General features: G+C 45.9%; 19 protein-coding genes. 12 read left to right on the top strand and 7 right to left on the bottom strand.

The window, feature by feature from the left end; translation table 11 throughout:
- The first annotated feature begins 46 nt into the window (after positions 1–46).
- Positions 47–904, top strand: coding sequence for an SDR family oxidoreductase (locus tag RH46_RS05715; RefSeq protein WP_006878432.1), 858 nt, complete (start codon positions 47–49; stop codon positions 902–904).
- Positions 905–991: 87 nt separating this feature from the next.
- Positions 992–1,867 carry a nuclear transport factor 2 family protein gene (locus RH46_RS05720; RefSeq protein WP_006878433.1) on the top strand — a complete coding sequence of 292 codons (876 nt, stop codon included), beginning with the start codon at positions 992–994 and terminating at the stop codon, positions 1,865–1,867.
- Between the two features lie 63 nt (positions 1,868–1,930).
- On the opposite strand, the gene RH46_RS05725 is transcribed toward RH46_RS05720, so the two are convergent.
- Positions 1,931–3,097: a benzoate/H(+) symporter BenE family transporter gene (locus RH46_RS05725; protein ID WP_006878434.1), complete on the bottom strand. Its 1,167-nt coding sequence runs from the start codon at positions 3,095–3,097 to the stop codon at positions 1,931–1,933.
- 97 nt (positions 3,098–3,194) lie between these two features.
- On the opposite strand from RH46_RS05725, the gene RH46_RS05730 reads away from it, so the two are divergent.
- Positions 3,195–3,734: a helix-turn-helix domain-containing protein gene (locus RH46_RS05730; RefSeq protein WP_006878435.1), complete on the top strand. Its 540-nt coding sequence runs from the start codon at positions 3,195–3,197 to the stop codon at positions 3,732–3,734.
- Positions 3,735–3,807: 73 nt separating this feature from the next.
- Here the strand turns inward: RH46_RS05730 and RH46_RS05735 are convergent, their stop codons facing one another.
- Positions 3,808–5,505, bottom strand: a complete 1,698-nt coding sequence (locus tag RH46_RS05735; RefSeq protein WP_006878436.1) for a sensor domain-containing diguanylate cyclase — start codon at positions 5,503–5,505, stop codon at positions 3,808–3,810.
- Between the two features lie 209 nt (positions 5,506–5,714).
- Positions 5,715–7,664 (bottom strand): glycogen debranching protein GlgX, encoded by a 1,950-nt coding sequence (gene glgX / locus RH46_RS05740; protein WP_006878437.1) that lies wholly within the window; start codon positions 7,662–7,664, stop codon positions 5,715–5,717.
- Between the two features lie 443 nt (positions 7,665–8,107).
- On the opposite strand from glgX, the gene RH46_RS05745 reads away from it, so the two are divergent.
- Together RH46_RS05745 and RH46_RS05750 are read left to right on the top strand one after the other, a co-directional pair.
- Positions 8,108–9,520 carry a carbohydrate porin gene (locus tag RH46_RS05745; protein WP_006878438.1) on the top strand — a complete coding sequence of 471 codons (1,413 nt, stop codon included), beginning with the start codon at positions 8,108–8,110 and terminating at the stop codon, positions 9,518–9,520.
- An 85-nt stretch (positions 9,521–9,605) separates the two neighbouring features.
- The gene (locus RH46_RS05750; protein WP_006878439.1) at positions 9,606–10,484 is read left to right on the top strand and encodes a MalM family protein; all 879 of its coding nucleotides are present in this window, start codon (positions 9,606–9,608) and stop codon (positions 10,482–10,484) included.
- 153 nt (positions 10,485–10,637) lie between these two features.
- On the opposite strand, the gene RH46_RS05755 is transcribed toward RH46_RS05750, so the two are convergent.
- Entirely contained in the window at positions 10,638–13,415 is a 2,778-nt protein-coding gene (locus RH46_RS05755; protein WP_006878440.1) for an amylo-alpha-1,6-glucosidase, read from the bottom strand.
- Positions 13,416–13,950: 535 nt separating this feature from the next.
- On the opposite strand from RH46_RS05755, the gene RH46_RS05760 reads away from it, so the two are divergent.
- Together RH46_RS05760 and RH46_RS05765 are read left to right on the top strand one after the other, a co-directional pair.
- A complete protein-coding gene (locus tag RH46_RS05760; RefSeq protein ID WP_006878441.1) occupies positions 13,951–14,967 on the top strand; it encodes a porin in 1,017 nt (338 codons plus the stop codon).
- A gap of 191 nt (positions 14,968–15,158) precedes the next feature.
- Positions 15,159–15,773, top strand: coding sequence for a fumarylacetoacetate hydrolase family protein (locus tag RH46_RS05765; protein ID WP_006878442.1), 615 nt, complete (start codon positions 15,159–15,161; stop codon positions 15,771–15,773).
- Positions 15,774–15,950: 177 nt separating this feature from the next.
- Here RH46_RS05765 and RH46_RS05770 read toward each other — a convergent pair whose 3' ends face one another.
- The 3 genes from RH46_RS05770 to RH46_RS05780 form a co-directional block, all read right to left on the bottom strand.
- Positions 15,951–16,259, bottom strand: a complete 309-nt coding sequence (locus tag RH46_RS05770; RefSeq protein WP_006878444.1) for an AzlD domain-containing protein — start codon at positions 16,257–16,259, stop codon at positions 15,951–15,953.
- Positions 16,256–16,975, bottom strand: a complete 720-nt coding sequence (locus RH46_RS05775; protein WP_006878445.1) for an AzlC family ABC transporter permease — start codon at positions 16,973–16,975, stop codon at positions 16,256–16,258. The genes RH46_RS05770 and RH46_RS05775 overlap by 4 nt, the downstream gene beginning before the upstream one ends.
- Before the next feature lie 76 nt (positions 16,976–17,051).
- Positions 17,052–17,876, bottom strand: coding sequence for an AraC family transcriptional regulator (locus RH46_RS05780; protein ID WP_006878446.1), 825 nt, complete (start codon positions 17,874–17,876; stop codon positions 17,052–17,054).
- Positions 17,877–18,100: 224 nt separating this feature from the next.
- On the opposite strand from RH46_RS05780, the gene RH46_RS05785 reads away from it, so the two are divergent.
- From RH46_RS05785 to RH46_RS05805, 5 genes are all read left to right on the top strand, one after another.
- Positions 18,101–18,733, top strand: coding sequence for a LysE family translocator (locus RH46_RS05785; RefSeq protein WP_006878447.1), 633 nt, complete (start codon positions 18,101–18,103; stop codon positions 18,731–18,733).
- Positions 18,734–18,803: 70 nt separating this feature from the next.
- Positions 18,804–19,223: a GNAT family N-acetyltransferase gene (locus tag RH46_RS05790; protein WP_006878448.1), complete on the top strand. Its 420-nt coding sequence runs from the start codon at positions 18,804–18,806 to the stop codon at positions 19,221–19,223.
- A gap of 129 nt (positions 19,224–19,352) precedes the next feature.
- On the top strand, positions 19,353–19,673 hold the full coding sequence (locus RH46_RS05795) for a hypothetical protein (protein WP_050789232.1): 321 nt from the start codon (positions 19,353–19,355) through the stop codon (positions 19,671–19,673).
- Positions 19,674–19,759: 86 nt separating this feature from the next.
- Positions 19,760–21,868 carry a protein-disulfide reductase DsbD family protein gene (locus RH46_RS05800; RefSeq protein ID WP_006878450.1) on the top strand — a complete coding sequence of 703 codons (2,109 nt, stop codon included), beginning with the start codon at positions 19,760–19,762 and terminating at the stop codon, positions 21,866–21,868.
- Positions 21,868–22,368 (top strand): protein disulfide oxidoreductase, encoded by a 501-nt coding sequence (locus tag RH46_RS05805; protein WP_006878451.1) that lies wholly within the window; start codon positions 21,868–21,870, stop codon positions 22,366–22,368. Before RH46_RS05800 ends, RH46_RS05805 begins: the two co-directional genes overlap by 1 nt.
- Position 22,369: the final 1 nt, after the last annotated feature.

The following is a 22,369-nucleotide window of genomic DNA, read 5'->3' on the forward strand; positions in this document are numbered from 1 at the left end:
CTATATAGTTATCTCAACCAATTAAGAGACACACGGAGATAACAGTATGATTGTTGTAACTGGCGCAACTGGCCAACTTGGCCGTCTGGTAATCAAACATCTAATTCGCAAAGTCGATGCTTCACAGGTAATTGCTGCGGTTCGTTCCCCAGAAAAAGCGCGTGATCTTTCTGCTTTAGGTATCCAGGTTCGAGAAGCTGATTACTCAAAACCTGAAACATTAGCAACAGCCTTTGAGGGGGCCGAGAAAGTTCTGCTTATTTCATCAAGTGAGTTGGGCCAAAGAGCCAGACAGCATCTGAATGTAATTGAAGCGGTGAAAGAGGTAGGGGTCTCTCTGATTGCTTATACCAGCTTGTTGCATGCGGACTCTTCTCCATTAGCGTTAGCTCAGGAGCACATTGAAACCGAGCGAGATCTGCAAGAGAGCGGAGTACCGTTTGTTTTGTTACGTAACGGTTGGTACTCAGAGAACTATCTTGCAAGCGTATCGTCTGCCATTGAACACGGTGCATTTATCGGAAGTGCGGGTGAAGGCCGAATCAGCTCTGCTGCCAGAGAAGAGTATGCACAAGCCGCCGCTACAGTCATGGCTTTAACAGAGCCTCAAGCCGGAAAAGTATACGAACTGGCTGGTGATGAGTCATATACGCTCAGCGAGCTCGCGGCTCTGATCAGCCAGCAATCAGGTAAAGACATTCCTTATATGGATCTGCCTGAACATGAGTTTAAACAAGCACTAGTGAGTGCTGGGCTACCAGAGCCATTCGCTGAGCTGCTGGCTAATTCCGATGTAGGAGCCTCGAAAGGTGGACTGTTTGATGAGCAGGGGGAATTAAGTGCTTTGCTTAATCGTCCAACGAAAAACATTGCTGAGATGGTTAAGGACACCGTTACTCAGTAAGCCCATATTCTCCGGATACCGATTCGGAAATACCAATAAAGGCATTCTGCGCAATGTCCGCAGGTGCAATCGATAGAGAATGTAACAATGAAAATATCCAAACCTTATATCACAGCGACACTTTTGACCGCCGTATCGCTACTGACGGCTTGTACAGCCACCAAAGCTGAATCACATCATCCACTGGTAAACAGTCCGATGAAAGAGACAGCGATGAATGCACAGGACGCCTTTTTTAAAGATTTTGATGCAAACGAGATGAGAAAGTACTTCCGTGAAGACTATATTCAGCATAATCCTCATGTACCGACAGGGTTAGCGCCTGCTCTTGGTTTTCTACCGGTGTTAAAAGAAGCTGGAGTGACCTATCAGACTCATCGTCTATTGGAAGATGGTGACTTTATCATCATGCACAACACTTACGACAATGCGCAAGCGTTCGGTGCAAAACAGGTGGTGACATTTGATGTGTGGCGCATGCAAGACGGTCAGGTCGCTGAGCACTGGGATGCCATTTCTCCGGTTATCCAGAACACTGCCAGCGGTCGTTCTCAGTTTGACGGGCCGACCCTTGTTACCGATACTGACAAAACCGAACAGAATAAGCAGTTAGTTTCTGACTTTATGCAGGATGTACTTTTCGGCAAAGCGCCTGAAAAAATCACTCAATACATCAGTGCTGAGCAGTATGATCAGCATAATCCTATGGTTAAAGATGGTTTAGATGGTCTTAATGAAGCACTGACTTATCTGGCATCGCAAAATAATATGTTTGAATACCATAAGGTTCATCGTGTTCTGGGTGAGGGTAATTTTGTCTTAACTCAAAGCGAAGGCCGCTGGAATGGCAAGCCGCAAGCCTTCTACGATCTGTTTCGTGTCAAAGAGGGCAAGATAGTAGAGCATTGGGATATTATTCAGGAGATCCCGGAGGAAATGGCCCACGAAAATGGCATGTTCTAAATAGAAAAGAGCCCGTTATAACGGGCTCTTTGCGTTTTGAATAGTAAAGCCACGGTTAGTTCTTTATCGTGACTTATTACTTTGCATAACAAGGGCGTATAACCAGCCGACAATCAGCCCCCACATGGTTGAACCAATCCCGAATATGCTGATGCCTGAAAGGGTGACTAAAAAAGTCAGCAGCGCAGGCTCGCGAAGTTTGTCACTTTGAAAAGCAGTTTGCAGACACATCATTAAGGTTCCAAGCAAAGCGAAGCCTGCCAGCATATGAGTGATTTGTTGTGGAAGCGCTAAGAATAAGGCAACAACAGAAGAGGCGAGTATTCCTGCGACCAAGTAGAAGCCTCCTGCCCACAACACTGCTTTATAGCGGGCAGCTTTATCACTATCGACATCTTCATTCATACATAGTGCCGCAGAAATTGCCGCCAGATTGATACTGAATCCACCGAAGGGCGCGGAGAGTACGTTTACAATTCCGGTACCAAGTAAAATCGGCTTCACAGGTGCTTGATAGCCATAACTTCTCAGCATTGCGATACCTGGTAAGTTCTGTGAAAGCATAGTTACTATGTATAACGGCAGCGCTATGTTCAGTATCGTTGATAGCTTGAAGTCAGGCGTTACCCAGCTTGGCTTGGCAACTTCCAGCTGCGCTGAACTAAGCAGTGAACCGTCTAGCTGAAATGCAGCGAGAAAACCAATCACCAGCAATATCAGCATGGTGTACTTAGCCATAAATCGTTTACTGACCAGATAGGCGGTAAACATAGCGAAGAAGACGATCGGCATTGTCATTATTGGCTCAAATGCCTTAACACAAAAAGGCATTAAGATGGCACCTAACATGGCTGTCGCGAGCGGTGACGGAATTCTTTGCAGTGCTTTAGAGAGTGGCGTGATCAGTCCTGTAAGGAAGATAAGAACGCCAGTTACCGCGAATGCGCCAATCAGAGTCGGCAGTTGATATTGAGCCGCTGAACTGACCAGAATCGCCGCACCGGGAGTCGACCAAGCGGTGAGTATCGGTGTTTTGTAATACCACGAGTAACCGATTGAGGTGATGCCCATGGTTATTCCTAATGCTAACAGCCAGCTCTCGATCTGACTCGGAGAAGCACCAGAAGCCGATGCGGCCTGCATGATAATCACCACAGAACTTGTGTAACCGACTAAAACTGCGCTAAAGCCAGCGGTTAAATGATTTAAAACTGATGATCTTTGGCTCATTGTTGTCCCATCCTATATGGTAAACTTGTTTGTGCGTGATAACGCACATTTGACAAGATAGCATTGTGCGCTATAACGCACAACCGGAGTTGTATGAATGAAAGACACAATTTTTAAGTCGCAAATCGCTAATCACTTAAAGTCAGAAAGAAAAAAGCAAAAGCTGAGTTTGGACGCTACCGCCAAGCTCACTGGTGTTTCTAAGGCGATGCTCGGCCAAATCGAGCGTGAAGAGTCGAGCCCAACGATTGCTACGCTATGGAAAATAGCCAGTGGCTTGGAAACGTCATTCTCGGCATTCTTTGCCAATGAACCTAATTTGCAATCGGCGGAGCGGGTCTTTCCCCAAGATCCCCGCATGAGGGTAAAAACACTCTTCCCGTACAAAGATGATACGGCGATGGAGGTGTTTGAAATTACGCTGTCTGAGCATCATCAACAGATGTCAGACGCCCATAGTGCTGGGGTAATCGAACATGTGCATGTAATTGAGGGAGAGGGCAAGTTCTTCTTTGACCAACAGTGGCACGCGCTTAAAGCAGGGGAAAGTTTACGTTTCTACAGTGATCAACCCCACGGGTATCAAGCGGTAACCGAATCCATGGTATTCCACAATATCGTCTGCTATCCGAAGTAGTAAAAATAAATCGTCGCTGTTCCTGACTAGAAATAGCAGCGGAAAGTGATGACTCACTTTCCGCCATTAATGACTAAAACGTATTCAATACCACCTGATTGCGACCAAAGCCTTTGGCTTGATACATGGCTTTATCGGCGCGACTAATGGTACTGTGTGGGCTGACTTGGTTACCGGTAATACCAATACTAATCGTAAAATTAATCGTCGTGTTATCGATCTCGACACTTGATTGCTCAACCATTTGACGCAAAAACTCACACTGTTCATAGGCGTCGTTCTCATCATTGGCATTGAACAATATACAGAACTCTTCGCCACCATATCGGGCCAGACTGAGTGCTCCAGGCTTGGGAAAACAACGTCGTATTAAATCAGCCGTGTGATAAATGACTTTATCTCCTCCCAAATGGCCGATGTTGTCATTAATGGCTTTGAAGTGGTCAATATCAATCATGGCCAGGTAGAGGCCCGGCTGTTCGAGGTTCAGTTCGATTTGCTCTCTGAGTGCCAACTTGTTGTCGAGGTGTGTCATTACATCGCTATTACGTAGCTGTTTATGCAGTAACAGGTTAGATAGAGCAACCTCAGAGTAGTCTCTGATCATGGTTAGTATGGTGCGATAAGTGGGAATCGTTGCGTTGATATACATCACCGCAATTAAACAATCTTTGTCGAATAGCGGAATCGTGTAGTGTCGCGACTTGATATGGAGCTTCTTGGCGAGTGGATCGACATAATGCTTAGTGGTGTAGCTGAGTGAACTTGGCGAAAAACGCTTAGCCAGTGCAGTGTCGGTCAGCACAACTTTGGTGTTGCCGTGATAATCAACGGTGGTGAAATGGCCATAATCTGCGTCATAAAAACAGAGCTGCATCCCTTTGTGGTGGCAAAAGCGATCTAATACCGATTTTAAATAACGTTTAAAGTCAGCCAGATTTTCGCGGTTGTTGAGCTGAGAAAGACTTTTGTTCAGCTGGTAAGTGAGATAATTAATCGCTACTGCAAGTAACATCAATGAAGCTATCACAATCGCTGACAGAGAAAACTGATAAGACGTGGCCAGGATGTCGGCACGATCGGTACCAGCGATGAATACCCAGTTATGTTGGTTGTCTGCATTAAACACCGACATCTTATATTGGCCTTGGTAATAGTACTCGTGCTTACCGAAGTAAAGACCACTGTTAATTAATTCGCTGATACCCGCATGGTAACTAATTGATGGTGTACCAACACGTTGCGGATCAGGGTGAAACACCAGTCGGCCTGTATTGGCATCAACAACAAACACATACCCACTGTCTAACGTCCTTAAAGCGCGCAGACTTTGCGTTGCCGATTTGAGATCAAACTCGATCCAAATCTCTTTGCCCTTGTCTTGCACATAACGTACGGCGAATACCCACTGAGCTGAGGACTTTGGATAAATAGACGAAACCGTAAAGTCAGGCGAGATCTCATCTAATGGTTGCCAAACGATATCTGCGTGCTGCTCGGCATAGGTAGAGTTGTGTTGTACGGATTGATACTTTGAGTACTTCTCGTTGATGTAAATAATGTCGCTATAGGCTGGGGTATATTTAAGAATTCGCTTAGCGGTCGAGATAAATTCATCATGGTTCGCTGAATCAGATAAGAGATATAACTTGCTTGATGCTGCTTCGAGTTGCGAGGAGACTAAGTCAGCTGCCGTTTTGATATTTACAAATGACTGCTGGTAAGCATTGTGTTCCGATTGTTTGAGCTGATGGTATGCCGCATAAGCCATACCAATTACTAATAGTATGATATACGGTCTCAGAGTTCGAATAACGAACTTGGGTAACGCCATGGAGTGCCAACTGATCTTATAAGAGGGGGAGATATGACAGATAGTGTAAACTTATTTCATATTCACATCAATCCATATAAGTCCAGATTTTCTGTAGGAAAAGTGTTAAAAATTAGCGACATATCACTATGCCGCTAGATTGGTCATCAGGCTTTTAAGTGGAAGATGGCTAACGATGCAGGGGCCACCAAAGCTTGTTTATGATCTATGGTTTGATGGAGCTCGTGTGAGTCGGTGTTACACACCATTACCCACTCTCTGCCATCAGCCTCCGGAAGAGTAAATCGAGCGGGCGCATTGGTTTGGTTGATACAGTAGAACAACTCATCACCATGTTTGCCAATGCCCAGATGCAAGGCGACTGAACTGAGACGATTCCAATCATCATGTTCCATGAAACTGCCGTCGATTCTACGCCAGAAAATACGGTTGTTATTACGCTTGGCACCACTAAATGCACGAATGAAAGGCACCATGTAACGCTGTCGCGCTTCGACCATATCTGCTAACCACGACTTGAAACTCTCTTTATCTGGAGCCTTTTCCCAGTTAATCCAGCTTAATTCATTATCCTGACAGTAGGCATTATTGTTGCCGTTTTGAGTATGTGAAAGCACATCAGCAGTCAGGATATGCGGAATACCGAAGGCAAAAAGCAGACTGGCCATAAAGTTACGCTTCTGCTTTTCACGCTTCTCTATGATCACCGGGTTGTCGCTCTTACCTTCAACACCATAGTTATCCGAACGGTTGTCACCGTGTCCATCACGGTTCTGCTCTCCGTTGGCCTCATTATGCTTGTGCTTGTACGAGACAAGATCCTGCATGCAGAAACCGTCATGGTATGTGATGTAATTGACGGTCAGTTTATACGGCCAGTTAGCGGCACTATAAAGGTCTCGCGAGCCCATAATTCGGGTCGCAAACTCTTTGAGGAAGCCTTGATCACCACGCCAGAAGCTACGGGTGATATCACGTAGCCGGTCATTACACTCATTCCAGCCGAATGGGAAATTACCGACCTGATAACCATTAGGGCCTATATCCCATGGCTCGGCAATCAGTTTTACTTGTTTAAGGACAGGGTCTTGGCCAACTGCTTTAAAGAAAGCGGCCTCGGGACTGAAGTTCTCGCCATTACGACCCAGAGTGGCTGCCAAATCGAAGCGGAAGCCGTCAACCTTATATTCGTTAACCCAGTAACGCAGGGTATCCATGACCAGATTTAATGTCGACTGATGAGAGAGGTCGAGAGTGTTACCACAACCGGTAAAGTTCGCGTAGTGCTCACCCTGCTTGAAGTAGTAGCGCTTATCGAGAGCTTTGAGGTTAAAGGTTGGCCCTTCCGCTCCACCTTCTGCAGTATGGTTGTAAACCACATCGAGAATGACCTCGATACCATGTCGATGCAGTTCGCGGATCGCGGTTTTTAATTCAGTTACAGCATCATGATCGGCATATCTGGGATCCGGAACCATAAACAGGTAAGGGTTATAGCCCCAGTAGTTGACCTTATCCATTTTCAACAGGTGTGGCTCGTGCATGCAGGCTGCGACAGGGAGTAGCTGCAGCGTATTGATGTTCTGTTGTTTATAGAAATCAAGCATCGCATCACTGACTAAGCCAAGGTAGCGCCCTTTGTGACTCTCTTCTACTTGTGGGTGCAGCTTTGAGAGGCCTTTTACGTGCGTTTCAAACAGTACCATTTCGTCACGAGGTCTGCGTGGGCTCTCCACTCCCTGCCAGTCAAAACTGTCATCGACAACCAGACATTTTGCCAGAGTAAAGCTCTGTTCGCTGTTGAATGGCACCTGATAAAACAGTGGCTTTTCTAGGGCTTTGGCATAAGGGTCAGAAATGAGGTGCGGCTTACCGTCACGCTGGACTATGTAGCCATACTTCTGCCCTTTAGTGATATTTGGAATAAAGGTGAAGCGTATACCGGCGTACTCTCCGTCCAACGGATAGGTGGTGAACTGATCCTGTTCATCAAATAGCGCGAGCTGAATATCTTTTGCATCAGGAGCAAATATCGAAAAATTACAACCTTCGGCACTGAGCGTAGCACCTAAAGGGTAGGGACGGGAGCACTGCATTATCATGACTTATTAAAATAATTTATCGTTTGATCTTTAGTAAATAGTTTTGCAATGAATTGGTCAAGCGCCTCTGACAAAAATAATAATTGTAATTTTATTTCATAAATATGACGGGTTTGATTCGTTAAGTGAGCTATCTAACATTTGGCGTCAGTTATTTTTGTCATAAAGTTATTTCTCACCCTAATTTTTGTGACTAAACCCGTAAAAACATTGTCCGGTATGATTTCTCATCCTTTCTCATCCCCCTTAACTATTTTTCATCTGGATGAGTTGCCATTTCTACTCCCCAGTTAATCTTGCAGCAGCTGAAACAAACGGGGACAAGGGCTCTGGCCTGACTCCCATCTTACCTCTCTTTTATTAACAATCTGTTTCTGCCTTTACAGAGTGAGCCAAGAAGAGAGCCAAAGAATAATAATCCCTAAATGGAGTTAATAATGAAAAAAGTAAGTGTAATTGCTGCTGCAGTGGCTTCTGCTTTGATGGCTGGTTCAGTACTAGCTGAAACAGAAGTAGCGTTAGATGTTGTTTCTGGTGATGAAGCAGCACCTGTTGTTGAAAAAGTGAATGGTACTGACGTTCTGACTGATGGTTGGGAAGTTCACGGTTACGCATCAATGAACGCTCGCGTTGTTGATGGCGAGACAGTAGATACTGAGTTTGGTAAGCCAGACTACAAAACGGCAGGTACACACGGCAAGAGTACTAACCAGGTTGAGTTTGTAATCAAGAAGCACACTGAGCACGCTAACGGTGTTTGGTCTGATTTCGTAGTACGTACAGAGTATGGCAACGGCAACTCTTACGCTTACTCTTCACCAGGTTCGCAAAAAGACAACACAACGGCACAGTTTGAAGTTAAAGAGACTTTTGTTGAGATTGGTGGTCTTTCTTACCTAGGCGAAGACACGTCTATCTGGGGTGGTCAACGTTACCTAAACCGTGCTGCTGGTCTTCTTTCTGGCGAATTCTGGAAACAGTCTTCAGGTGTAGGTGCTGGTCTACAGACTAAACTAGGTGGCAACACTGCTGGTATCGCATACGTAATGGCGGATCCGGATGCAGGCTCTGCTGACTCTTACGCTATCGACTGTACTCAAGAAGACGGTTCAGTATCAACTAACCCTAATGAATGTAAAGTTAGTAAAAATGGTGCAGCTGAACGTACAACGCTATCTTCTGTTGACCTGTACTACTACGGTGTAGATGTTGGCTTCGGTAGCCTGGATTTTGACTTTAAATACATTTCGCAAGCGAACAAAGACAGCTCATCTGAAGATGGTTTTGGCGCTGCAATCACACTTAACTCAAGCTACTACGGCCTGGATGGTTGGACGCAAACAGCACTATCTTACGGTAAAGGCACTGCACAAAACCGTGGTGTGAACTTCGGTAGCTGGTCAGGCGGTGATGACAATGCAGAGTCAATTTTCTTCACTTCTTACGGTGTTCTAAACATCTCTGACAGCTGGCAGATGGGTTCTGAATTCACTTACTTTGCGGCACTAGATGAGCTATTTACTGCTAAAGATCTGAAGCGTTATATCGCAGCAGTTCGCCCATCTTACAAAGTGAACGATAACCTACGTCTAGAGTTTACAGGTTCTTACGCTCATGAAGAGGGTGCGGATGGTTACTGGGATCGTTCAGGCGACGCATTAGAAAGCGATATCTTCAACGCAGAGATCGCAGCGGCATTTACAGTGAACGCAGACTACTTCGGTCGTCCACAAATTAAACCATACGTGAGCTACATCTCAGCAGATGATGAAGCAAGTGCTAGCCAACTAGGTATTAAAGATGGTAAATCTGAAACCGTTATTGGTGTGCATACTGAAATCTGGTTCTAAACCAAGCTAAGTAAACGGCAGCCGCTTCGGCTGCCTTTTTGCCATTAATGCATAGCACGTTTGAAAAATATAATGAGAAAGCACTATGAATAACAAAAAATCAATCATCGCCTTAGTACTTGGCATGGCATTAACGGCGTGTGCTTCAACTTCCCCGCAAGAAAATAAACAAGCACTTATCTCTCCGTTACCTTATTCCGAAGTTTGTTGTACAAACTATGCTGAATTCCCTTGGATTCAACTTGGCACCAATGAAGATCTGGACTTCCAGATTGACCAGAGTGCACCTATTGGTCACTTTACTGACGGCAACAGCTACTTTAATGCATTTAAGCTGTCACCGCGCTCAGGTCGAGTACAGATTCGACTGGGTAGTTACATGGTTGATGGTGACGTATTCGCACCAAAACTCATCGCTCTTGATGAGAACTTTAACGTGGTAAGCGAAGCTAATCTGGATGACTTTTCGATTAAAGCATCAGATGCATTTACCCGCACTCAATACCAGCTAAATTTTGCACTTGATGCGGCTAAGACTCCATATTTCGTTATCTACACACCAGAGACGACACTTGGTGAGTCGATCAAAGTTGATCACCCTGCCAAGGTTCGCGCTAAAGAGCTGGGTGAAGCCATGCCAATGGTGACTGACCCGACCTATGTCCATGGTTACTATGGCAAACTGCATTTATCGGTAAAAACACTCTCTTTAACCGCTTACAAAGCTAAACCAGCAGCACAGACTAAGCCTGCAGTGCAGCCAGCGAAACCTGTCGCAGAGCCAGTGAAAGCGAGTAGTAAGCTAGTGGTTCAGCCTGATACGCAAAAATACTACTTTGATTCAATTGAAAAAGCAGTCGCAAGTAACGATCTTGCTAAAGCCCTGAGTCTGCTTGATGAAGCGAAAGCACTCAATATTGAAGGCGCGCAGCAAGTGTTTATTAAGGCGGTTAACGCTAAATAGCCTTGCACAAAGCAATACAATCAAACACCCCGTCAGACAAACTGTTTGGCGGGGTGTTTTTGTTTGTGGCTGTGCAGCACTATATCGTTTTAGCTCTGAATAATTGGTAAAGAATAGTAATGCTCCTGCTCGGGCAGAGCAGGAGCGGTTAGGTTAGTTGCGGTCGGTCGCTATGCTCAGTCCTTGATGGCTGCGCTTATTGAGCAAGTAATTGGACTCGCTTAAGCAGTTAAATGAACGCTTCCAGTCTGGCTTACTAAAGGTCAGATTATCCAGTAGAGGATAGTGTTGACGTGTTGTTAGTTTAGCGGAGTCCACTTCACGATCGAGAGAGAAGGTCTGATTTACGCTACTTAACGTCACTTTAAGCTGCTGTTCTGTGTCGGTGATAATGTCAAGATGCTCGCAACCAAGTTCCAGTTGTAACTCAAGTTTGAGCTCAGGAGCTGGGTAAAGCGTGTTAACGGTATACGTGGTTTGAGTTTGCTCTTTTTCAAACGTGACCAGTAAGGCGTTGTTATCGCCAAAAGGAACGCGAGCGGAGAAGGTTTCCCAGCAATTTGGTAGTCGCGGAGTTAGCTTAATCTTGCTGACACTGAGCAGGGGTTTGAAACCAATATAGTCTTGTTGTGCATTGCGGGCGTATTCAGAAACAGACCATGCCTGAGCATAGGTACCGCTCTCAATCAGGTTGTCTTCATCAGCCTGAAAAGCGTCGAGGTTCTCGCTCATGGTACCTCTATGCCCCTGACCTAACAGTTGTTTAGCCAGATTTTTTGACAGTCGGTATGCGAGATCTTGTTGATCATACTGAACTAACGCAGAGACGGTAAAGCCTGCATTCCAGCCCCAAATAGTACCATTGTGATAGGCAGCGTCTTTATGGTATTCGCTACGATTATCGTGGTAGGGGTGGAAGTCCTGATGGTATTGATCTAATGAGCAAATCCCCCAAGGGAAGAGTAACTGTTCAACACAGTTTTTAACCATGTGCTGACCAACATCTGGTGAAACCAGTTTGGTTGTCTGAGGGATAGTCAGTGTCATCAACTGATTAGGTCTGACTGAGTAGTCAGCAACATCATTCTCACCGAGTCGGTCCGCCAGACGCAATTGGTCGCCATCCCAGAACTTATCGCTAAAACTGCTTGTTACTTGGCTAAGCAGGGAGTGTAAATGGTCAATATATTCACTGTCTTGATTCAGTTCGGCAAGCTGTTTGGCAACCTGAAGGCTTTCAAACCACAGTGCCTGAATGTCATTAGCTTTAGGGCCACGCGGAGACCAAGGGATCTGGCCTTCGATCTTGGCATCCATCCAAGTGTCAGGATGGCGATGTTTAATCAAGCCGTCACTATCCAGATAGTGTTTCTCTACCCCTTGAATAAATCTTTTCACCATTGGGTAGATAGCTTTGGCGTATTCGTCATCACCGCTGTAGTCGATGTATTCACCGATCTCGCGAATTAACCAGGGAGTGCCATCGGTGGTGTTGTAGATGATATTGGTCTTACTGGTTACTCGGTTAGGTATTCGGCCAAGATTGAGCGAGTCTGGGTCTGTCATCTGCATGGAAGCGAAGTTATCGATGATCTCACGCGCCTCTTTAAACTGTCCATTGACCAGACAGGTGCCCGATAGGGCGATAAATGTATCCCTTCCCCAGCAATCTTTAAACCAAGGCAGTCCGGCCCATATACCTCGGCCAAATTCTTTGCTGACAAAGGTTCGACTTGCAAGACGAGCCCACATCACTGCTCGGTTATACTCTAAGTCACTGGTCCATAAATAGTTGCTAGTCAGGAACTGGTATAGCTCTTTTTTATACTGTTGGTAACCATTGTTGATGCTGGCGTTTTTTGCCGCGTTTATCACCTGCTGCTTGTCGTGAGCAAAACAGAGATAAACGGTAAGGCTTTTGCAAGGCTCGGCAGCGGTTAGCATCCAGTTGGTGTTGCTGGTGGACAATCCCATCGCCTGTTCCAGCTGTGGGAAGTCTGTCACCGAGAGCTCTTGAGCAGCGATTGGTTTGTCAGCACTGATTGCTACAAAGCGTGGGCAACCCTCAGGACATTGATCCGGATTAACGCTAATAACAACGACGTTATCGACACTTTCAATGTTTGAGTGGCTGAGGCTGATATTGAGCTCAGGAACAATCGATAGGTGAGCGGCCTGTTCGCTGTCAACGCTAAAGTATGCCATGCGTTGATTGTGGATCAGTGAAAAGCAATCTCTGCTTCTCTGATAGTGATGCTCAATACCGAAAGGCATAAGACGCGCCTTTTCAGCGTGTTGTTTATCGTTCAGTTCGCCATTAACTAACGAAGCGAAGCCTCCTAAGTGCCATCCCTGATGGTGGCGATATCGGCCCGCGGCTCTCAGAGAATGCGTTGTGCCTTCGAAGTAGCCGTCAATATTGTCTCCGAATACGAAGGGAAAGGCGGTTTCACTCTCGATTGCAAGTTGATTAAAAAGCTCGTCGGCGTTTAAGGCATAAGGAGCGTCTTCAATTTCTGCTCTTGGCTCACTGCGGCTGTTAAGTTGATACGAAAGCAGTTCTCGGCTCACTGACTCGACCAGGTCATTGTTGTGTTTTTCTACTTTGATCACAGGCTGCTCATTACTGAAATCAAGAGTAACGGTAAATCTGCCAGCTGCGTTTGGGGTAAACAGTAGGTCGTTGCCAATGCCTTGAGTGGTAATAAGCGGTGTACTTCGTGAAGGTGTCAGGGTTAGAGGTCGATCCGGGTAGGCCGAAAAGGTCCAGCGTGCCGTGCCATCCATATCTGCAACTTTAAAGCGATGAGTATCGGCGGAAAGCACCACGCTCGCAGATAGCTGATGTGTATTTATCTGTGACAAAGGAGTATCGAGCCCCCAGCCATTAAAGGTACCTTTCAAATAGAGATTTGGTGTTGTGATTGTCATTATCTATCCTCGTGCAATAGCGCAAGAATAGACAAGCGGCGAGTCAAGAAGAAATAGATATTACCAAGCTTGCTATTGGAAAAATTTATATCACTGCTTAGCCATCATTGAGTGAAGAAAAATCAAAACCAACTTGCGTTATTGTGGCAGAAGAAGCGGCTCAATTTCGTTGATAGGTACTCCATTTTCCCTTCAGTTTGGTTAGTAATGAACGCCAAATATCGTCAACAAATGAGCCGTTGATTTACTTGGTTATTTATCAGTCTGGTTAAAAGTTCCCCATAAAATACTAAAAATGTGACATCGATCACTCAATTGTTTGGGTGGTAGTTTTGGTTAAGAAACCATAGATAATTTATATGCTTACGGGTTAGTAATAAATTAAATAGTTACGCTGTGACAAAATAAATTCCTAACTAAGCATTCAGTTGCACTTAAATTTTTAAAATTCCGTACTAGGGTTTAGATGTTCGTGCAGTAATTAGTCATTAAGTGCTAATTCGGACACTGGTTAAACCAAATACGGACATTAACTATGAATACTAAATTATTAGCCGCGGCTATCGTGGCAGCAGCAAGTGGTACTAACGCCTTCGCGGCAGAAATCTACAACAGCGAAGGTTCGACAATCTCAATCGGTGGTTATGTCGATGTCGGGATTGGTGAATACGATAAAGGAACCTCGACTCGCGCGGCGAATCAAGACGTCGATGTCAATCAGGTCTCACCTCGAATCAACATTTCCGGTACTCAGGATCTTGGTAACGGCGTGGTGGTTGATGCCAAAGGTGAATGGGCACTTAATTACCTTGATGGTGGAGAAAATACCTTTTCTACACGCCTGGGCTACTTAGGTATCACCCATGAACAAGCTGGTCGTGCCGTGGTCGGTACACAGTGGGCACCTTATTACGATATCGCTGGTGTAGCAGACTTACCTATTGCTTTCGCTAACGACTATCTATATGAAAACCATAACTTACTCGGAACAGGGCGCGCTGAACGAATGGTCAGCTACCGAAAATCGCTGATGTTCGGGGAAGATGGCGGTATGGATTTCGGTTTAGGCTGGCAAGGTGAGGAAACTGAATCCAACGCTGATGCAAGAGTACAAGTTGCCCTTAAAGCTAACTTTATGGGTATTGGACTGGGGTATACCTACTCTGGCGGTGACCTTGAGATCTCTAGTGTGAAACGAGACGCTAACTCTCACATGTTTGCGCTTAATTACGGTAGATACGGCAATGGCCTTTATGTGGCGGGTGTCTACGGTATGAATGAGTACTTCTATGATGACTTGGAAGAGACGGTTCAGCTAGAAGGTCTGCTGGCGTTTGGTATGGAAAACGGTCTCAACCTGAGTGTTAACTACGAAGCAGTAGAGAATGATAAGACCAATTTCACTCTCTACAGCCAGACAGCTATTCAGGCTGAATACAGCATCACGCCTAAACTGATGACCTTTGCCGGATATGAAATCGACTTAGGTGATGACGACCCGGCAACCAAAGATGATGATAAATGGATCATTGGCGCACGCTATTTCCTATAATTAAAGTTCTACTGCCTTAACACACTATCGTGTTAGCGCCTATTCAATGTTGAATAGGCGTTTTTCTATTGTGCTGTTCGAAACATCAATAATAATGGGCAGTGGTTCTTATATTTAGTTTTAAATCGTTTTTTTATTAGCCACTTAGATTAGAATAGCCCTCTCTTAATTTTACAGTCAGGGATGGTGACATGAGTTCAGTAAAGCTTGGTGATTCGTTGGTAGAACCAACCAAAATATTATGTGTTGGACGCAACTATTTAGAACATATCCAAGAGCTGAACAATGCTATTCCTGATCAAATGGTGGTGTTTCTGAAACCGCCAAGCTCTATATCTGGCCAGCTACGCTCGTTTCATCAAGAGCGCTTACATTATGAAGCTGAAATCTGTTTTCTGGTTAATGAAGGGCAATTGTCTGCGGTTGGGCTTGGACTCGATCTTACCAAACGAGACTTACAGTCGAGTCTTAAATCAAAGGGCTTACCGTGGGAGCGCGCCAAAGCGTTTGATGGTTCGGCGGTATTTAGTCGATTTATTCCGCTGCAAGACCTCGATATCAATCAGCTAGAGATTGAACTGTTTATTAACTGTGTTCGAGTGCAAAAAGGCTCGGTGCCTCAGATGATCTACTCACCGCAGGTGATCTTAGATGAGCTTAAGAGTTACACCACCTTATGCGATGGTGACATCATCATGACAGGCACACCGCAAGGGGTAGGGGAAGTTCATCCGTCGGACGTCTTTCTCGCCAGATTAAAGTCCGCTGATAAGACTCTGATCGAAATAGAGTGGGTCGCTGAGTAATAAACGCTTTACTCTGCCCCAGGGACAAGGATTAACCTCCAATTGAAGACTCAATTGGAGGTTTTTTATGGGATGTTGCAATCAGGCGCCTAACGGAGGCAGTAACAATATTGGTCTACTGCTTAAATGTATCGGCGTCATGGCGCTAGTGTTGCTGGTACTGGCAGCTCTGTTTGGCTAGAGTAATTTAAGGCACAGAAACAGAACCATACTGACAATAGTCGTTAGCAAGACGTTTTTGGTTTTCCATGCCAGCAGAGCAGCAACGAGCGCACCAATCAGGTAAGGGTTGCTTGCTGATAGCCACAACTCCTGATCTGGCATGAACACGATCGGCGCCCAAATTGCGGTCAGTACCGAAGGACTGGAGTATGCCAGTAAACGTTGAGCTTGTGGATTGAGTCTCAGCGGCAAGCGAGGTTCTAAAAACAGGTAGCGGCTTAGAAACACTAATACGGTCATTGCCAGAATTGATAACATAATCATGATGCGCGCCCCTTAAATGACTCAGTAACATAACCAGCCAGCATGCCAGCGACACTGGCTATCATCAGACCTGATTCAATGCCTGACAGAGCGCATAACACTGATGTTGTTAATGAGACGACTACCGCAACCAATACTGGTGATGACTTAATATTGGGGATGACCAGTGCGATAAAGGTCGCGGCTACGGCGAACTCCAAACCTAGTTCATTCATTGCTGGAATATAGCTGCCAGCGACGATGCCGACTAAGGTGGCAAGGTTCCAGCACAGATAAAAGCTCAGTCCGGCTCCGAGCGCATACCAGCGATTAAATTGTTTTTCTGACTGTTGACCACAAATAGCGAAGAGTTCGTCTGTGAGCAGAAAACCGAGGCCAAGTCGCCATTTCAGCGGCAGAGGGCTGATCTTGTCGCGCATCGAAACGCTGTAGAGTAGATGTCTGGAGGTGATAAAAAAGATCGCCAGCAGCATGGTGGTCAGCGATGCTCCCACTTTAAACATTCCCGTCGCCACCAATTGAGCGGAACCTGCAAACAGGATGGCAGATAAGGCCTGGCTTTCGACCACATTCAGTCCGGATTCCAGAGCAAAAGAGCCTGCGAGCAGACCCCAGGGTACGACGGCGATGCTTAGCGGCACCATTGCGAGTGCACCTTGCCAGAACAGTTGTGAGCGGCTTAGGTGTGGGTGTGAATCTATGGTCATGGTACTCATAATTATTCTTTTGATAGTGGCTGATACATCCATTTAGTCACACACTGGTGACGGTCGGCTTGTACGTTTTTGCTGTCTAATTGTTACCGACAAACTGTTTTGGAGTTACACCCAATGCGCGTTTGAAATGACGATGAAAATGGCTTTGGTCATGAAAGCCAGTTTCTTGAGCCACATCTGAAATGCGCATTCCCTGACGCAGTAACTGCTTAGCAACTCTCAAGCGAGCCTGGATCTGATAAGCGTGAGGCGGTAAGCCAAACTCTTTTTGGAAACTTCGCGTTAGGTAGTAAGGACTGAGCCCAGCCAGTTTCGACAGATCTTCCAAACTAACATCGGCTTGGGGAAAATCATCGAGAAACTCCTTTACTAACACCAGCTGTCGTTGACTGCGGGTTTTGGGTTCCCAATCAACTCGGGTTTTACTATGGCGTGAGACCAACTTGACCAGAGTGCCATAGACCAAGGTTTCTCTTAGCAGCTTGTTATCGGACTGAGCGAGAGTGTTAAAGACTAACCTCAATTGCTGCGCCATTTCAGGGTCATAGACGACTGGCTCGGTAAAGTATGGCGTCGCAATTCTTGATGAAAGCCCCTGACTGAGCTGTTCAAACTGTTCAGGAAGCGGATACATGGCTTTATATTCCCAGCCGCCTTCCGTTGCCGTCTGACCATTATGCACCTCGTCGGCATTAACCAGAATGATACTGTCCTGCGGTGCGATATGGTTGCCGCCAGTTCGATAGAACCTTTGGGCTCCTTTCTCTATCACTCCTATGGTATAGCCTTCATGACTATGTCGTGAAAAGTTCTGATTAGTGTACTTCGCATCCAGAAGTTCAAGCCCACCCAGCTCACCGGCGAGATGAAAGCTGGCAGATTCTTTAGCACTTTTTGCCATTCGCTCTCCTTGCTGATTAGGTTGTTAACGGGCTGCAGATTGAGTCTAGCTTATAGCGGTTGATTATTTTTGTACAAAATTGCTCTATTTTTGTTATCAGATTTAACACTCTGTGGTTGTTATTTGTTCTGAATATTTACTTGGTTGCTTTTCTTTTATCTATGGAGTCTGGTTATTTTTTAGTATAAAATTCCGCGCTTTGCTGTTGTTGTGAAATTATAAGAATGATTGATATTACTGTTCTTCCGGTCTATTTAACCGCAGTCGTTGCTTTATTGTTGTTGCCTGGTCCTGATATGTTGCTCATCGCCAGTTCAAGTATGAGTTATGGACGCAAAGTGGGAATCTTTGCCAGCTTAGGTAACGCGACTTCAGGAATTATTCTTACTTTGTTAGCAGCGCTTGGTGTGTCGGCACTTATAGCTATGAGTCCGGTAGCCCTGAAAGTACTGCACTTACTCGGCGGTGCTTACCTGTTAAAAATGGGCTGGGACTGTCTGCGCGCCAGTGCGGCTGATGCGCCTGAGTTGGAAGGCAGCAGTAAAGTGGCAACAACTTTCTATCAGCGAGCTTTGGTGAGTAATTTACTCAATCCGAAGGCGTTGGTGTTCTTCGTTATGTTCTTACCTCAGTTTGTATCAAGCAACATCACTGCTACTTCGGGTGAGCAGATGTTAGCGCTTGGCCTGCTGTTAAATGTCCTTGGCCTGCTATTTAACCTGTTACTGGTGGCGTTAGTCGGTACTTTGGGCAAACCCTTGTTAGAGAATGAAAAATTCCGTACCTATCAGCACAAATTTATGGGGTTGATATTTGTCGTACTCGCCGTTTGGATGCTAAGCTCATTTGCAAGCTAAGTAGTCAGTTAAAGGTCAGCAGTTAGCTGGCCTTTTTTGTATCTGAATATTGTCGAGGAAAGGAAGTAACATGAATGTTCAGTTTGTTCTCAACCCGCCTAAGAACATTAAAGACGTTATCTACAACGGCCTGAAATCCTTTAATATGCGCCACCTGCCTGACGAGGAGATCCAGACACTGGCATGCTACGTTGAGGACGATGAGGGTAACTTTGCTGGCGGCCTTACGGGCGACATCTATACCAATACTCTGTTTGTTGAGTTTCTCTGGGTTGATGATAAACATCGCAACTCTGGAATAGGTTCGATGTTAATGGAACGGATAGAGGCGGAGGCGAAAGGATTTGGTGTTACGCATCTCTATCTTGATACTTACAGTTTTCAAGCGCCCGATTTTTACGCCAAGTTAGGCTTCGAGGAAGTGGGGCGATATAGTGGATTTCCCACTGCCGGTACGGACAAGATTTTCTTACAAAAGAAAATACAGTAAGACTTTTCAGACATTACACTAACATTCGTTGCCAATCAGTCTGATAACATTCATCGTTTAACACAGAGAAGCCGATAAGTTTTGATATCTAGCCCTAAGACTCCTGCCAGAACAGCTCGAATCACCCTGATGCTTATCGGGTGGGTTTTTGCTATCTGCCTTATGCAGAACTCAGGGCTATTCAGTGTGTGTCAGTTTAAGCAGTCTGTATTCGCGAATAAGGCTCAGATAACTGAGCAAAAGTCAGACATCGGTGAGCAGTGCGATTTAACCGAAAAGCTACTAAACAGCGCCAAGGTCAATCTTGAACATATTGTTATTACTAGCTTTATTGCTCTGTTAGTCATTGTCGCCTGGTTGATTTCAACCCGACCTGTAGCTGCACAATTTACCGAACCGATTGTCCCTAAGTCCCGGCTTCATCTTACTTTATGTGTGTTCAGAGAATAACGATTGTGCAAACTGATCAATGAGATCAGAGAAGGTTTGTATTTGTTATTTTTTACCCTGAAATCAGGGTGCTATTGGACACATAAATGAACAATAAAACACTATATGCACTGCGCACTATACTTGGCCTCTGGCTGTTAGTTGCGAGCGTGCTCTTTTCTGCAACCTCTAATGCAGAGGTTGATACTGGCTGGATGACAAAGCCAGAACACCCACCAGTGAAGACCCGTTTTGTGGTTACTGGGCAAGTTAATCAAGCAGAGAAAACCGTTGAAGGATTCTTACAGGTTGAGCTTGATGACGACTGGAAAACCTACTGGCGCTCTCCCGGTGAAGGTGGGGTTGCCCCTAGTATCAGCTGGGAGAACTCGGTAAACCTCCAGTCTGTTGAATGGCACTGGCCTTACCCACAGCAGTTCAACCTGCTTGGTATTCATACCTTAGGCTATAAGAGCGCCACCGTCATACCGATGACGCTACACATCAAAGACTTCAACCAGCCAGTAAATCTGGATGCTGATCTCACTCTGTCATCATGTACGACTATCTGTGTGCTAACGGATTATCCATTCTCTCTGACGTTTGTGCCGAGTGAACTTGAGGTGTCTGAATCGGCAATGTTCACCCACGCCCAGGCGATCAGTCAGGTACCCAAATCGTCGCCACTGATTGAACAGCAAAATGCTATCTGGGATCCGAACAGCAATCAGTTACAAGTTACCTTAACTAAGCCGCTTGGTTGGAACTCTCCCGAGCTGATAGTCGATAGCCTTAATGAAGCGATTAGTGATTACAGTTATCAGCTTAAATCGGTTGAGGTGGATGGCTCAAAGCTGGTGGCTCTGTTTGATGTCTCGACATGGTTAGGTGAGATTGACCTTAGTGGCCAATCGGTCGATGTGACGGTTAAAGACAATGACTTCGTTGCTGAACAATCCACATCGGTTAGTACTGGCGCGATCTCAACAGTCAGTGGCGGTTTCAGCTTGATCGAAATGGTCGGCTTTGCGCTACTTGGTGGTTTGATCCTCAACGTCATGCCCTGTGTATTGCCAGTATTAGGCATGAAACTCAGTGGCGTGATTCACGCTCAGGGACTGGAGAGGAGCAAAGTTCGGCTGCAGTTTATTGCATCATCAGCGGGCATTATTACCTCGTTTTGGTTACTGGCTGCTTTCCTATTGATATTGAAGATGTCAGGTAATGCGATAGGCTGGGGTATACAGTTCCAGAGTCCATGGTTTATCGGCTTTATGGTAGCGGTCACTGCACTGTTCGGCGCTAACATGTTGGGACTGTTTGAGTTTCGCCTCTCTGCCAATACCAATACATGGCTGGCGTCGAAAGGAGATGATTCCTATGCGGGTCATTACTTTCAGGGGATGTTTGCCACCTTACTGGCTACCCCATGTTCAGCGCCTTTCCTTGGCACTGCAGTGGCTTTTGCACTGGCGGCGAGCGCACTGGAAATGATACTGATATTCACCGCTTTAGCGTTAGGTATGGCCTTGCCGTGGCTTGTTGTGGCTACCTTTCCTGGTGTGGCAGCGTACTTGCCTAAACCGGGAGCGTGGATGAATAAGGTTAAGCTGCTGTTTGGGGCAATGATGTTAATAACAAGCGTCTGGCTGCTTTATCTGCTCACTAACCATCTACCGCCTTTTTGGGTGGTGGTCATTGCAGTGGCGATACTTGTTGCCTTGTTGGCAAAGACCAAACGTGTCTATGGCGATAAGGCCCTGGTAATCTCAGGTGGAGCGTCGCTTATTCTGTTAGTTGGCGCGCTGGTCGGTGGTAGCGTGACTGCAAAACACTGGTCGACACCACTGCCGGAAGATCTGGCTTGGAGGCCATTATCAGATGAGATCATCACCAACTCAGTGGCGCAGGGTAAAACCGTGTTCGTTAATGTTACCGCAGATTGGTGTGTGACCTGTAAGGCCAACAAAATTGGCGTGATTCTACAAGATCCTGTTTACTCGGCACTTAATCACAGCAAGGTGGTACCGGTACAGGGAGACTGGACTCATCCCGACGGCGCTGTAACGGATTATCTGCGTGCCAATGGTCGCTTTGGTGTGCCATTCAATATTGTCTACGGACCTTCAGCGCCACAGGGGATCGCATTACCTGTGATTCTGACAAGCGATATGGTGATGTCAGCACTTGAACAAGCGAGTGGAGAACGCAGTTAATGAAAAAGCGCGCCCTTTACTGGTTGAAAGAGATCACCAAGTATCTGGTGATTGCTATCGTGATCACGAGTGCGGTGGATATCTACCGTAGTCAGGATATCGCGACCGAAAGTGCCCCACACATAGTGGCTTATCACAGTGACGGAACGGAACTTGACGTCATTGAGATGAGCTACCAGACGCCAGTGGTGATCTACTTCTGGGCTACCTGGTGTCCGGTGTGCAAATTTGTTGGCCCGACCGTCGAATGGATAAGTCAGTACTATCCAGTTGTTGCGGTCTCCGGAGCATCGGGCTCAGAGGCAAGAGTCGAGGCGTTTAAACAAGCTCACGGCTATCAATTCAACAATATCAATGATCAGAATTCATCCCTGTTCCGACAGTGGGCAATCTCGGTCACACCTACCATTTTTATCGTTAAAGACGGCAAAATTGAATCTGTTACAACTGGCATTACGACTCCGCCAGGGTTACTTGCCCGTCTTTGGCTGAATCAATAGG

The organism is Vibrio brasiliensis LMG 20546, from assembly GCF_000189255.1.
Taxonomy (GTDB): Bacteria; Pseudomonadota; Gammaproteobacteria; order Enterobacterales; family Vibrionaceae; genus Vibrio; species Vibrio brasiliensis.